Below are 13739 nucleotides of genomic sequence, written 5' to 3'. Positions count from 1 at the left end.
CACGATTCCATCGGAGTAGGCGAGGACGGGCCGACCCACCAGCCGGTGGAGCAACTGGTCTCGCTGCGCGCCATCCCGCACCTGGTGGTGATGCGCCCGGCCGACGCCAACGAGGTGGCGGAGTGTTGGCGCGCGCTGATGCACTTCAAGCACCAGCCCGCCGCGCTGATCCTCTCGCGCCAGGCGCTGCCCACGCTGGACCGCGCGAAGTACGCGCCGGCGGCGGGAGCGGCGCGCGGCGCCTACGTCCTGGCCGACGCTCCCGGCGGCCGGCCGGAGATCATCCTGATCGGCACCGGCAGCGAGGTCGCGCTGTGCATCGCCGCCTATGAGCAGCTCACGGCTGCGGGGGTGAAGGCGCGCGTGGTCAGCATGCCTTCGTGGGAATTGTTCGACCGCCAGACCCCGGAGTACCGTGAGAGCGTGCTGCCCGCCGCGGTGCGCCGCCGCATCTCGGTGGAGCAGGCCTCCGACTGCGGTTGGGACCGCTACGTCGGCTTGGAGGGCAAGTGCATCGGCATGCACACCTTCGGGGCCTCGGCCCCGCTGAAGGAATTGCTGAAGAAGTTCGGCTTCACCCCGGAGGCGATCGTGGCCACGGCGCAGGAGTTGCTCTCCCGCAAGAGCTGAGAAGGAGGCCAGCCTATGAATCCAGTCGCCACCACCGCGGAACCCGCCCCGGCCGCGACTTCCGCCAACCGGCTCATGCGTCTGCAGGAGTTCGGCCAGTCGGTCTGGCTGGACTACATTCGCCGCAGCCTCATCACCAGCGGGGAATTGCAGCGCTTCGTGGACCAGGATGGGTTGCGGGGCGTGACCTCCAATCCCGCCATCTTCGAAAAGGCCATCACCGGCAGCACCGATTACGCCAACATCCTCAAGGCGCTGGCGGCCGAGGACCTGAGTCCGGAGGAGACCTTCGAGCGCATCGCTATCCGCGACATCCAGGACGCCGCCGACGTCCTCTATCCCGTCTACCAGAAGACCGGTGGGCGGGACGGATACGTCAGCCTGGAGGTCTCGCCGCGGCTGGCCAAGCAGACCCAGGCCACCATCGGGGAGGCCCGGCGCCTGTGGCAAGAGGTGGGCCGCGAGAATCTCATGATCAAGGTGCCGGGCACCTCCGAAGGTCTGCCCGCCATCCGCCAGCTCATCAGCGAAGGCATCAACGTCAACGTGACGCTGCTGTTCGCGCAGGGCCGGTACGAGGAGGTGGCCGAAGCCTTCCTCGCGGGACTGGAAGCGCGGTTGGGGCGCGGCGGTGACCTCGGCCGGATCGCCAGCGTGGCCAGCTTCTTTGTGAGCCGCATCGATTCCGCGGTGGACGCGTTGCTGGCGGCCCGGCTCAAAGGAGCCAGCGGCGCCGACACCCAGCGCTTGCGCCCGTTGCTGGGCCGAGTAGCCATCGCCAATGCCAAGCTCGCCTACCAGGCGTACAAGCGCATCTTCAGCGGGGAGCGCTGGCAGAAGCTGGCTGCCGCCGGAGCCCAGACCCAGCGCCTGCTCTGGGCCTCGACCAGCAGCAAGAACCCCGCTTATCGCGACGTGGTCTACGTGGAGAGCCTGATCGGGGCCGACACCGTCAACACCATCCCGCCGGCCACCTACGACGCCTTCCGCGACCACGGCGAGTTGGCCCGCACCCTCGATGCCGACCTCCCCGCCGCGCAACAAGTCCTTGCCGACCTGGAGCGCGTTGGCATCTCCCTGCGCCAGGTCGCCGACAACCTTCTGGAAGACGGCATCAAGCTCTTCGCCGAAGCCTTCGACAAGCTGCTGGCCGCGGTGGCGCGCACGGACCGCAAGCCCGCCTCCGCCCGCATCCGTTGCCTGCGCTTCCAGCTACCGGAGGCCAACCAGAAGGCCTTCCGGGCGGCGCTGGAGGACTGGCGCACCGGGCGCAAGGTCCGCCGCCTGTGGTCGGGCGACATCTCCCTGTGGACGGGCAGCGACGAATCGAACTGGCTGGGTTGGCTGGGCATCACCGAGGACCAGATCTCTCACCTGCACGAGCTCTCCGACATTGCCGAAGGGACCTCGGGCCTCCGCACCGTGCTCCTGCTCGGCATGGGAGGCTCCAGCCTTGCCCCCGAAGTGCTGAAGATGACCTTCGGCCCGCGGCCCGGCCATCCCGAACTGCACGTCCTCGATTCCACCGACCCCGCCCAGATCAAGGCCTTCGAGGAGAAGATCGATCCTCGCAGCACGCTGTTCATCGTCTCCAGCAAGTCGGGGAGCACGCTCGAGCCCAACATCTTCAAGCAGTACTTCTTCGAAGTGGCGCGCAAGGCGGTGGGCGCGAAGGCCGGCGAGCACTTCCTCGCCATCACCGATCCCGGCTCCAAGATGCAGAAAGTGGCGGAGGCCGACGGCTTCCGCCGCGTCTGCTTCGGCGTGCCCTCGATCGGCGGACGCTACTCCGCGCTCTCCAACTTCGGCATGGTGCCGGCGGCGGTGATGGGCCTTGACCTCAAGCGTTTTCTCGATCGCACGGAAGAGATGGTGCAGGCCTGTACCTCCTCCACGCCCGTGGAGGACAACCCCGGAGCGGTGCTGGGTCTGATCCTGGGCACGCTGGGCCGCTCCGGCCGCGACAAGGTCACGCTCATCAGCTCCCCGGGCATCCACGATCTCGGGGCCTGGCTGGAGCAGTTGCTGGCCGAGAGCACAGGCAAGGACGGCCGCGGCCTCATTCCGGTGGACGGCGAACAGGTGGGCCCGCCCGAGGTCTACGGCGACGACCGCGTCTTCGTCTACCTGCGGCTGGCCCAGGGCGCCGACCCGGCGCAGGATGCCGGCCTCGAGGCCCTGGAGAAGGCGGGACAGCCGGTGGTGCGCATCGAGGTGGCCGACATCTACGACCTGGGCCAAGAATTCTTCCGTTGGGAGATCGCGACCGCGGTCGCCGGCTCCATCCTGGGCATCAATCCCTTCAACCAGCCTGACGTGGAGGCCAGCAAGATCGCCACCCGCGCCCTGACCGAGCAGTACGAGAAGACGGGCGCGCTGCCCGCCGAGCAGCCCTTCCTGGAGGAGGGCGGCATCCGCCTCTTCGCCGATGAGCGCAACGCCACCGACCTGCTGCGCGCGGCCAGGCACAAGTCACTCTCCGGGATGCTGCGCGCCCACTTGGACCGGATCGGCGCCGGCGACTACCTTGCCTTGCTGGCCTACGTCCACATGAACCAGGAGCATGAGCAGGTGCTGCAGGCCATGCGTCACGAGGTCCGGGACCGCAAGCGCGTCGCCACCTGCCTGGGCTTCGGCCCGCGCTTCCTGCATTCCACGGGACAGGCCTACAAGGGCGGGCCCAACACCGGCGTCTTCCTGCAGGTCACTTGCGACGACGCCGTGGATCTGCCTGTCCCGGGACAGAAGTACACCTTTGGCGTGGTCAAGGCGGCGCAGGCGCGCGGCGACTTCACGGTGCTGGCACAGCGCAACCGCCGGGCCTTGCGCGTGCACCTGCCCGCCGACGTGGCTGCCGGCCTGCGCACGCTGCAGCAAGCCGTCCAGGAGGCGCTGGCGTAGGGGCGCGGGATAGGGTAGATTCTTCGCCCGGCCGGCTGGGCGGGTTCACAAGGAGCGACCGATGCAACTGGGAATGGTGGGCCTGGGCAGGATGGGCGGCAACATGGTGCGTCGCCTCATGAAGGGCGGGCACGCCTGCGTGGTCTCCGACCTGAGCGCCGAGAACGTCGGGCGCCTGGCCGCGGAGGGCGCCACCGGCTCGGCCTCGCTCGACGACTTCGTGGCCAAGCTCCAGCCACCGCGCGCCGCCTGGGTCATGGTTCCGGCCGGCGAACCCACCGAAAAGACGGTGCTGGCCTTGGCAGAGCGCATGCAGCCCGGCGACACCATCATCGACGGTGGCAACTCCTACTTCAAGGACGACGTGCGCCGCTCGCAGATGCTCCAGCCCCGCGGCATCCACTACGTGGACGTGGGCACCAGCGGCGGCGTCTGGGGCCTGGAGCGCGGCTACTGCATGATGATCGGCGGACCGCGGGAGGCGGTCGAGCGCCTCGATCCCATCTTCCGGACGCTGGCGCCGGGCCGCGGCGACATCCCGCGCACTCCGGGGCGCGAGAAGATGCCGGGGACGGCGGAGCAAGGCTACCTGTACTGCGGCCCTTCCGGCGCCGGCCACTTCGTGAAGATGGTGCACAACGGCATCGAGTACGGCCTGATGCAGGCCTACGGCGAGGGCTTCGACATCTTCGCCAACGCCAACTCCAAGGAGCTGCCTCCGGAGCACCGCTACGACCTGAACCTGGCCGATATCGCCGAGGTGTGGCGGCGGGGCAGCGTAGTCTCTTCCTGGCTGCTGGACCTGAGCGCCATGGCCCTGGCGGAGAACCCAACGCTCTCGGAATATACGGGTGCGGTAGCGGACTCCGGGGAGGGGCGGTGGACGCTGCTGGCGGCCATCGAGGAAGCGGTGCCGGTGGACGTGCTCTCGGCCGCGCTCTACGTCCGCTTCCGCTCGCGCCGCGACCACACCTTCGCCGAGAAGATGCTCTCCGCCATGCGCCAGAAGTTCGGCGGGCACATCGAGATCAAGAGCAAGTAGGGAGTCGAGGAGCGACCATGTCCACTGCCGAGCGAGAAGCCGCCAAGCCACCCCGCCCGCAGGAGTCGGCGGAGATGACCGCCGCCCGCCAGACCGGCCCTTGCGTGATGGTGATCTTCGGCGCCACCGGCGACCTGACCGCGCGCAAGCTTCTGCCCGCCCTCTACAACCTGGCCAAGGGCAATCTGCTCTCCCGCGAGTTCGCCATCGTGGGACTGGCCCGCGAGCAGATGAGCGAGGACCAGTTCCGCGACCAGGTGAAGCAGAGCCTGTACAAGTTCGTCGGGGAAAAGGTGGAGGAGAGCCTGCTGGAATGGCTGGTGCGCCGCCTGCACTACGTATCCGGCGACTTCGGCGATGCCCAGGTCTACGCCCGCCTGCGCGAGTACCTGGCCCAGGTGGACAAGGACCACGCCACCCACGGCAACTACTTCTTCTATCTGGCCACCAGCCCGGTGTTCTTCGCGCAGATCATCGAGCACCTGGGCGCGGCGGGGCTGGCGGAAGAGGCCAACGGCGCCTGGCGGCGCGTGGTCATCGAGAAGCCCTTCGGCCACGACCTGGAATCGGCGCAGGCGCTCAACCGCGAGATCAAGAAGGTCCTCTACGAGAACCAGATCTACCGCATCGACCACTACCTGGGCAAAGAAACGGTGCAGAACATCCTGCTGTTCCGCTTCAGCAACGGCATCTTCGAGCCCATCTGGAACCGCCGCTACATCGACCACGTGCAGATCAGCGTGGCCGAGACCGTGGGGGTGGAGCAGCGCGGCGGCTACTTCGACAACGCCGGCACCCTCCGCGACATGGTCCCCAACCACCTCTTCCAGCTGGTCTCGCTCACCGCCATGGAGCCGCCCATCTCCTTCAGCGCCAACGCGGTGCGATCGGAGCAGGCCAAGACCCTGAACGCCGTCCAAGGGCTGAGTTCGGAGGACGTGATCACGCACGCGGTGCGCGGGCAGTATGGGGAAGGCGGCATCGCTGGCGAGCGCGTGAAGGCCTACCGCGCCGAGCCCAACGTGGCCGTGGAGTCCAAGACGGAAACCTTCGTGGCCCTCAAGCTGCTCATCGACAACTGGCGCTGGGCCGACGTTCCCTTCTACCTGCGCACCGGCAAGCGCCTGGCGATGCGCTACTCCGAGATCGCCATCCAGTTCAAGCGCGCTCCCTTCGTCCTCTTCCGCGACACCCCGGTGGAGAAGCTGACCTCCAACCTGCTGGTGCTGCACATCGCTCCCGACGAGGGCATCTCGCTGCGCTTCGGCGCCAAGATCCCCGGCCCGCAGATGCGCGTGGGCGCCGTGGACATGAACTTCAACTACTGCGACTACTTCGGCACCTCCTTCACCACCGGCTACGAGATCCTGCTCTACGACGGGATCATCGGCGACGCCACCCTGTTCCAGAGCACCGACATGGTGGAGGCGGGGTGGGCGGTGGTCGATCCCATCCTCGACGTCTGGAAGGCGCTGCCCCCGCGCAGCTTCCCCAACTATGCCTCCGGGAGCTGGGGGCCGAAGGAAGCCAACGAATTGCTGGAGCGCGACGGCCGACACTGGAGGAGCATCGGGGATGATTCTCGCCGGTGACATTGGCGGCACCAACAGCCGGCTCGCCTTCTTCGAAGAACAGGGCGGGGAACTGCGCCTCGCGTTGCACCGTGACTTCCCCAGCCGCCAGGCCCGCGGGCTCGAGGAGATCGTCGCGCGCTTCGTGGCGCAGGAGGGCCAGAGGGTGGAGTGCGCGGGCTTCGGCGTTGCCGGACCGGTGCGCGACGGACGCTGCACCGCCACCAACCTGCCTTGGGTGATCGAAGCCGCCGCGCTGGCCCGCGAGCTGGGCCTGTCTGCCGCGGCCCTCCTCAACGACCTCGAGGCCTACGCCTGGGGCGCGATGGAGTTGCCCGCCGCCGACTTCCTTGTGCTCAACCCGGGCGCTCCCGGCGCCTCCGGCAACGCCGCCGTGGTCGCGGCCGGGACCGGGCTGGGCCAGGCCGGCCTCTACTGGGACGGGCAGCGCTATCACCCCTTCGCCTGTGAAGGCGGCCACGCCGACTTCGCCCCCAACGGCGATCTGCAAGTCGAACTCTACCGATACCTGGCCGCCAAGCTCGGGCACGTGAGCTGCGAGCGCGTGCTCTCGGGGCCTGGGCTGAAGAACGTCTACGACTTCCTGCGCGACACCGGCCGCTTCCCGGAACCCGCGTGGCTCGGCGAGGAGCTGCGCGCGGCCGAGAATCCTCCCGCCACCATCGCCGGCGGCGCCCTGGAACACAAGGCCGAGATCTGCGAGCAGGCCCTGGACCTGTGGACCGCGGTCTATGGCTCGGAGGCGGGCAACTTCGCGCTCCGCATCCTGGCCACCGGCGGCGTCTACCTGGGTGGTGGCATCGCTCCCAAGATCCGCAGCAAGCTGCAGGAGCCGACTTTCCTGAGAGCCTTTGTGGCCAAGGGACGCATGCAGCCGCTGCTGGAATCGGTGCCGGTGCGCATCATCCTGAACGAGTCCGCCGGCCTGATCGGGGCGGCGCGCTGCGCCGTCTTGCAGGCGGAGAAGAAGGTGCCGGCGTGAGCGGCGGGTCCGAGGTGAGGACCTGGCCCGACGCGCTCCATCTCTACCGCGCCGCCGCCGACGAGTTCACGCGGGCGGCGCGGCAGGCAGTGGCCGAGCGCGGCCGCTTCTGCGTAGCCCTGGCCGGCGGCACCACGCCCCGCGGTGCATACGTTCTACTCGCCGAAGACGACGCCCGCCAGCCGCCCCAGCGCCTTCCCTGGGAGAAGATCCACCTCTTCTTTGGGGACGAACGCCACGTTCCTCCCGGCGACCCGGAGAGCAACTACCGAATGGTGCGCGAGGCCCTGCTCGATCACATCGCCATCCCCGAGCCCAACATCCATCGCATGGAAGGCGAACTGCCGCCGCAGGAGGCCGCCGACGCCTACCAGCAACTGTTGCGGGAGTCCTTCGCGCTGCGCCCGGGCGAGCTGCCGCGCTTCGATCTCATCCTGCTGGGGATGGGCCCGGACGGCCACACCGCCTCGCTCTTTCCCGGCTCCCAAGCCCTGGCCGAGACCAGCCGCCTGGTGGCCGCCAACTGGATCGAGAAGTTCCACGACTTCCGCCTGACCTTGACCTTCCCCGTCCTCAACCACGCCGCCGAGGTGCTCTTCCTGGTGAGCGGCGCCAGCAAAGCGGAGATGCTGCGCCATGTGCTCGAGGGCGAGCCCGCCGGCGCCGCCTACCCCGCCCAGCGCGTCCGCCCGGATGCCGGGCGGCTGCTGTGGTATGCCGACCATGCGGCAGCCGCTCTTCTGGCGCGCTCTACCCGCTAGCCGCCTTCGGCGGAAACCCACACCTTGGTCACCCGTGGATGCTTACCTTGGTAATCTCGACGAGCGGAGGGCCGAGGTCTATGCTCGGCCCTAATATGCGCCATTCATCCTTGGAAGTGACGGCAAAACCGACGATCCTGCTGGTGGACGCAGCCAAACCCCGTAACCGCAGCCGACGGACGGAATTCGTGGGCTGCACCCTGTTCAAAGTGGGCAGTGAGCGGCAGGCCCTGGAGTTGTTCGTGGAGCTGGATATCGACTGCGTCGTGGTCAAGGAAAGCGGCGGCGGGCTCGATGTCACGCAGCTCGCCGGCCTGATGCGCTGTATGCGTCCGGAGATCCCGGTTGTGATCGTGGGCGACCGGCAGGAGCCGAACTAGGCGGAGGCAGGCCGCGCGGACCCTCGTCCCGGCCTGCCCCCGCCCCGGCTCCGCCCCCTTTCGCTTGCCATCCGGCGAGAGGTGGAGTAGGTTGAGCCCAGGTGAACCCCCGGGAAGGTGCGCCATGGCCAAGTCCGGAGCCGAACGACGGAGTTCCCGCCGCCTTCCCAGTTCGGCGCCCGTCAATGTCCGCCATATGCGCCGGCAGTTGATGGGCACCGCGCGCGACATCAGCCCCAGCGGCATGTTCCTGATCAGCGAGGCCCGCATCGAAGAGGGCGCCGACATCGAGGTCGTGCTCATGATGCCCGCGGAGCTCCGCCCCAAGGGCAACCGCTGGATGTCCTGCCACGCCCGGGTGGTGCGCGTCGAAGACCAGGGCAAGGAAGGCCAGTTCGGCATCGCCGCCAGGATCCTCTACTGCGAATCCGTGGACGTGCTCTAGGCCGCACTCAGGCGGGTCTTTTCCCCATCAACGCGTGGAACCGCGGATGGCTCCGCAGCGAGGCCAGGTCGGGATCGTGCTCCATCCACTCGCGCTGGCCCCAGCCGCCGGTGATGGAGCGCTCCAGGCAGTCGATAGCCGGTTCCGCCTCGCCCAGCAGGGCATAGACGCAAGCCACGTTGTAGAGCACCTGGGGCTCGTCTCCCTCCAGCGTCAACGCACGCTCCAGCCACTGCTTGCACTTTTGTCTCTCCCCGACTTGGGAGAGCGCGTTTGCGCCGAAGTACAGCGCGCGACAGTCGCCGGGATGCAGTTCCAGGTGGCGTTCGGCCGCTTCCAACCCGCGCCGATAGGCGGCCTGGGCCTCGGTCTTTCGCTCCAGCCCATGCAGCGCGCTGGCCATCAGCATGGGCGCCTGGTAGTCCTCGGGATAGACCTCGCTGGCGCGCTCGAACCACTTCACCGCCTCCTCCAGCTTGCCTTGGGCGTAGCAATTGCGCGCCAGGAAGTAGTAGGGCTCGAAGAGCCGTGGCTCCAGCCGCATGGCGGTCTCGAACTCTTGGCGCGCCTCGTCGTACTGCTTCTGCAGTGAAGCCGTCAGCCCGCGCGAGGCGTGGGCCTCGGCCAGATCGGGATCCAGCTCCAGGGCCTTGCGGCTGGCCTCGTCCGCCTGCCGCAAGTTGGCTTCGCTCGACTCCCAGTAGAAATAGAGGAAGGCAGAGCAGTCGGCGATGCCGGCGTAGGCGCGGGCGTAAGCGGAATCGATCTGGATAGCGCGGGTGAACATCTCGCGGGCGAAGTCGAAACCCTTCCGCCGGAACTGGTGGAAGAACCCCCGCCCCCGCAGGTAGAGGTCGTACGCCCGTACGTCGCGGGTGGGGAGCTTTTCGATGGCACGCTTTTCCTTCTCGCTGAGCACCAGGCGCAGGGCGCGCGCGATGGCGTGCGCGATCTCGTCCTGGATGGCGAAGACGTCTTCCATCTGCCGGTCGTAGCGCTCCGCCCACAGGCAGTGGCCGCTGCGCGCTTCCACCAGGCTGGCGGTCAGGCGCAGGTGGCTGCCTTCGCGACGCAGGCTGCCCTCCAGCACGTAGGAGGCGTGCAACTGCTGGCCCACCTGCCGCGGGGTGACGGCCTGGTCGCGGTAGGGCAAGAGCGCGGAGCGCGAGAAGACGCGCAGCTCCTGGATCTTGGAAAGCTCGGTAGTGATGTCCTCAGTGATGCCGTCGCGGAAATACTCGTCCTCGATGCGCCCGCCCAGGTTCTGGAAGTAGAGCACGGCCAGCGATTTCTCCTCCGCCGGCTGCTCGGCCAGGCGACGGAAGTCGGCCAGCAGTTCCGCCGCCGACTGGTAGCGGTGCGCCGGCTCCTTCTCCAGGCACTTGAGGATCAGGTCCTCGAGCCGCGGCGAGAGGCTGGGCTTCAGGCTGCGCGGCGGCAGTGGCTGGCTGTGCAGGATGGCGTCGGCCAGCACCGTGGCCAGTTGCCCCTGGAAGGGAGGCCGGCCGGTGGCCATCTCGTACAGCACCACGCCGGCGGAATAAAGATCGCTGCGCGCGTCCACGGGCTCGCCCCGCAACTGCTCCGGCGGCATGTAGGCGAGCGTGCCCGCCAGCACGTCGCTGCGGCTGACGGTCTCGGCCAGGGGCGAAGCCGCGGGCAGCGTCCGCGCCAGCCCGAAGTCCAGGATCTTCAGCCGCCCGTCGCTGGTGCAGCGCAGGTTGCCGGGCTTGAGGTCGCGATGCACCAGACCTTGCGCGTGCGCCGCCGCCAGCCCCTCCGCCAGTTGCCGGCCCAGTTCGAGGACTTCGTGCTCCAGCAGGGGCCCGCGCACCAGTTGCTCGTCGAGCGCCACTCCGGGGACGAACTCCGTGACCAGGAAGTCGGTGTCCTCCTGGCAGTCGAAGTCGTGGACGGTGGCGATGTTGGGGTGCTCGAGCTTGGAAAGGGCCTGGGCCTCCTGGCGGAAGCGGCGGCGGGCCTCTTCGTCGGCCAGCGCGCCCGCGGGCAGCAGCTTGATGGCGACCTCGCGGTCGAGGTGCTCGTCCCAGGCGCGGTACACCTCGCCCATGCCGCCCGCGCCGATCTTCTCCAGCATGCGGTAATGGCCGAGCCTACGCCCGCCCGGCTGGCTCGCGCGCGACGCCTCGCCGCCCATGGGGAAAGTCCCCTTTTCCTCACCCTACTTAAGGATGCTAGGAGGGGGCCGGAGGTAAGTCAAACTGTCATGCCGGCTTACCGTTCCTTCCTCACGGCGCTCAGGTCGATGCCCAACTGCTGGCATTTCTTGTAGAGATGACTGCGCTCCAGCCCCAGCGCCTTGGCGGTGTTGGTGATGTGATGGCGCTGGCGCTCCAGTTCCGCCAGGATCGTGGCGCGCTCGAAGGCGTCCGCGCGTTCGCTCAGACTGCCGCTCGCCGCGACCGGAGCGCCGGGAGCGCCAGCGTCGGAGGGCAGGGCCAGGCGCACAGTAGCGGCGTCTATGTCGTCGGTGGCCAGCAGCATCAGCCGCTCCACCACGTTGCGCAATTCGCGCACATTGCCCGGCCAGGCATAGCGCTCCAGCTCGGCGATGGCTTCCGCCGAGAAGCTCATGGGCTTCCATCCATTCTGCTCGGCGATGCGGCGGGCGAAGTGCTCCACCAGCGCGGGGATCTCCTCGCGCCGCTCGCGCAGCGGCGGCAGCGTCAGAGGGAAGACGTAGATGCGGTGGAAGAGGTCCTGGCGGAAGCGCCCTTCGCGCACCAGTTGCTCCAGGTCGTGGTGGGTGGCGACGATCACGCGCACGTCCACGGCGATGGGCCCGCTGCCGCCCACGCGCTCCACCTCGCCCTGCTCCAGCACGCGCAACAGCTTGGCCTGCATGGGCAGGGGCATGTCGCCGATCTCGTCGAGAAAGAGGGTGCCGCGGTTGGCCTGCTCGAACTTGCCCAGGTGGCGCGCGCCCGCGCCCGTGAACGCCCCTTTCTCGTGACCGAAGAGCTCGGACTCGATCAGTTCCGCGGGCACCGCCGCGCAGTTCAGGGTGACGAAGGGCCCGGCCTTGCGCGGGCTGCGCTCGTGCAGGGCCCGCGCCACCAGTTCCTTGCCGGTCCCGGTCTCGCCTAGGATCGAGACGCGGGTCTCGCTGGCGGCCACGCGCTCTACCTGCGCCATCAGCCGGCGCATGATGTCGCCGGTGAAGACGATCTCCGGTCCGCCCAGTCGCCCCCGCAGTTGCTTGTTCTCTTCTTCGAGGCGGGTGAGGCGCAGGGCGTTCTCTACCGTCAGCAGAAGTTTCTCCGTGGAAAGCGGCTTTTCCAGGAAGTCCACCGCGCCCAGGCGGGTGGCGCGCACCGCCATCTCGATGTGCGCCTGCCCCGACATCATCACCACCGGCGTCGCCACTCCCAGGTTGTTGATCTCCTCCAGCAGCGCCAGGCCGTCCTTGCCGGGCATGACCACGTCGGAGAGGATCAGGTCGAAGGACTGCGTTTTCACCAGCTCCAGGGCGCGCTGGCCGCGGTCGCATACGGTGGCCTCGTGCCCGGCCAGGCGGAAGGCGCGCGCCAGCGAGGCCAGGGTGTTGGGGTCGTCGTCGATGATGAGCAGGTGCGCGCGCAGAGGCGCGGGCTTGGTTTCTTCAGGCATGTTCGGGACCTCGCGCCGCTTCCGGCGGCTGCAGCGGGAGTTCGATGCGGAAGGTGGTGCCGCGACGGGGCTGGCTGGCGACTGTGATCCGGCCGCCGTGGTCGCTGACCACCGACTGCACGATGGCCAGCCCCAGCCCGGTGCCGTGCTGCTTGCTGGTGTAGTAGGGAGTGAACAGGCGCTCGCACTCTTCCGGGGTCAGGCCTTCGCCGGTATCGCCGACTTCGATGCGCACGCCGTTCTCCTGTGGTGTCGTCCTTAGAGTCAGCGTGCCGCCCTGGGGCATGGCATCCATGGCGTTGAGGACGAGATTCGAGAGGGCGCGGTGCAGCAGGTCGGGATCGGCCTGGATGATCTCCAGCGCGGGGTCAAGCTCCAGGCGTGAGGTAATGGCGGATCGGCCCGGCGCCGCCAGTTGCGCCGCGAAGACCTTCATCACGCCCTCCGCGACCTCGTTCACGCGCACGCTCTGGAGCTGCGGGCGCGGCATCTTGGCGAAGTCGCTGAAGCGACCCACGATGGTCTTCAGGTTGGCGATCTCGGCCAGCAGCGTGGCAGCGCTCTCGCGGAAGACCTCGTCGAACTGGCCCGGGTTCTGCTCGCGCGCGCGCAGCAGGTTCTCCACCGTGATCTGCAGCGGGAAGAGCGGGTTCTTGAGTTCGTGGGCGAGGCGGCGGGCCAGTTCGCGCCACGCTGCCACCCGCTCCGCCTGCACCAGGCGCTCGCGCTGCTCCACCAGGTGGCGGGTCATCTGGTTGAAGGACTCGGCGAGCTGGCCGACCTCGTCTTGCGAGCGTACCGGCACATGCGTCTCCCAGCGCCCGGCAGCGACCTGATTGGCGGCTTCGGCCAACTCCTCTACTGGTCGGGTGACGCGCCGGGCCGCCCAGCCGCTCAGCACCAGGGCCAACAGGATGCCCGCACCGCCTACCAGCAGCGCCACCGAGCGGATGTAGCGGTCGAGCAGCACCAGATCGCGGCGCGAGCTGCCTACCAGCAGCACACCCAGCACCTCGTTCTGCAACCCCATCAGGGGCAGGGCGTGGAAGACCTCGGAGTTCGCCGGGTCGCCGTCCCAGTCCACGGTTGCGATCACGGCCTGCCGCTGCTGCTGGACCTGCTGCACCAAGGGCAGCAGCTTCAGCACCTGCGGGACCGGGCCAGCGGAGTCGGTCAGCGCGCCCGGAACGAAGGCGGGAGTCAGGTTGGAGTAGAGCAGCGCGCGCATCCCCTGGGGCAGGGTGAGCGTGCCCAGGAACTCGCGGTCCAGCCGCTCGCCACCCACCAGGTAAAGGTTCTTGTCGGCGACGCGCACCACCCGCACCGACTCCAGCGCCAGCACCGGGCCGGCCGGCAACGGCTCGGCGCGGAGAAAG

Annotated in this window: 11 protein-coding genes; 8 read left to right on the top strand and 3 right to left on the bottom strand. The window is 68.5% G+C overall.

Translation table 11 applies throughout. From position 1 onward, the window contains the following. The 8 genes from VEG08_04220 to VEG08_04185 form a co-directional block, all read left to right on the top strand. A partial coding sequence (locus VEG08_04220) for a transketolase C-terminal domain-containing protein (protein HXZ27190.1) occupies window positions 1–630 on the top strand: 630 nt, incomplete at its 5' end. Between the two features lie 15 nt (window positions 631–645). Next, entirely contained in the window at window positions 646–3531 is a 2886-nt protein-coding gene (locus tag VEG08_04215) for a bifunctional transaldolase/phosoglucose isomerase (protein ID HXZ27189.1), read from the top strand. A gap of 61 nt (window positions 3532–3592) precedes the next feature. After that, window positions 3593–4573, top strand: coding sequence for a decarboxylating 6-phosphogluconate dehydrogenase (gene gnd / locus VEG08_04210; protein HXZ27188.1), 981 nt, complete (start codon window positions 3593–3595; stop codon window positions 4571–4573). Window positions 4574–4590: 17 nt separating this feature from the next. Continuing rightward, window positions 4591–6165, top strand: coding sequence for a glucose-6-phosphate dehydrogenase (zwf, locus tag VEG08_04205; protein ID HXZ27187.1), 1575 nt, complete (start codon window positions 4591–4593; stop codon window positions 6163–6165). Next, window positions 6149–7147: a glucokinase gene (gene glk, locus VEG08_04200; GenBank protein ID HXZ27186.1), complete on the top strand. Its 999-nt coding sequence runs from the start codon at window positions 6149–6151 to the stop codon at window positions 7145–7147. The genes zwf and glk overlap by 17 nt, the downstream gene beginning before the upstream one ends. Further along, complete coding sequence (gene pgl, locus VEG08_04195) at window positions 7144–7908, top strand: 6-phosphogluconolactonase (protein HXZ27185.1); 765 nt, start codon at window positions 7144–7146, stop codon at window positions 7906–7908. The genes glk and pgl overlap by 4 nt, the downstream gene beginning before the upstream one ends. 80 nt (window positions 7909–7988) lie before the next feature. Then, window positions 7989–8288 carry a hypothetical protein gene (locus VEG08_04190; GenBank protein ID HXZ27184.1) on the top strand — a complete coding sequence of 100 codons (300 nt, stop codon included), beginning with the start codon at window positions 7989–7991 and terminating at the stop codon, window positions 8286–8288. Window positions 8289–8412: 124 nt separating this feature from the next. Next, window positions 8413–8733, top strand: a complete 321-nt coding sequence (locus VEG08_04185) for a PilZ domain-containing protein (protein ID HXZ27183.1) — start codon at window positions 8413–8415, stop codon at window positions 8731–8733. A 7-nt stretch (window positions 8734–8740) separates the two neighbouring features. On the opposite strand, the gene VEG08_04180 is transcribed toward VEG08_04185, so the two are convergent. The 3 genes from VEG08_04180 to VEG08_04170 all read right to left on the bottom strand — a co-directional run. Further along, complete coding sequence (locus tag VEG08_04180) at window positions 8741–10831, bottom strand: protein kinase (GenBank protein ID HXZ27182.1); 2091 nt, start codon at window positions 10829–10831, stop codon at window positions 8741–8743. A gap of 137 nt (window positions 10832–10968) precedes the next feature. Further along, on the bottom strand, window positions 10969–12363 hold the full coding sequence (locus VEG08_04175; GenBank protein HXZ27181.1) for a sigma-54 dependent transcriptional regulator: 1395 nt from the start codon (window positions 12361–12363) through the stop codon (window positions 10969–10971). Next, a partial coding sequence (locus VEG08_04170) for an ATP-binding protein (protein HXZ27180.1) occupies window positions 12356–13739 on the bottom strand: 1384 nt, incomplete at its 5' end. The genes VEG08_04170 and VEG08_04175, both read right to left, overlap by 8 nt.

The sequence above is a fragment of the Terriglobales bacterium genome (assembly GCA_035624475.1).
GTDB lineage: Bacteria > Acidobacteriota > Terriglobia > Terriglobales > Acidobacteriaceae > DASPRL01.
Note: the sequence above shows the minus strand (reverse complement) of the source record. Positions and strands in the feature narration are given on the sequence as shown.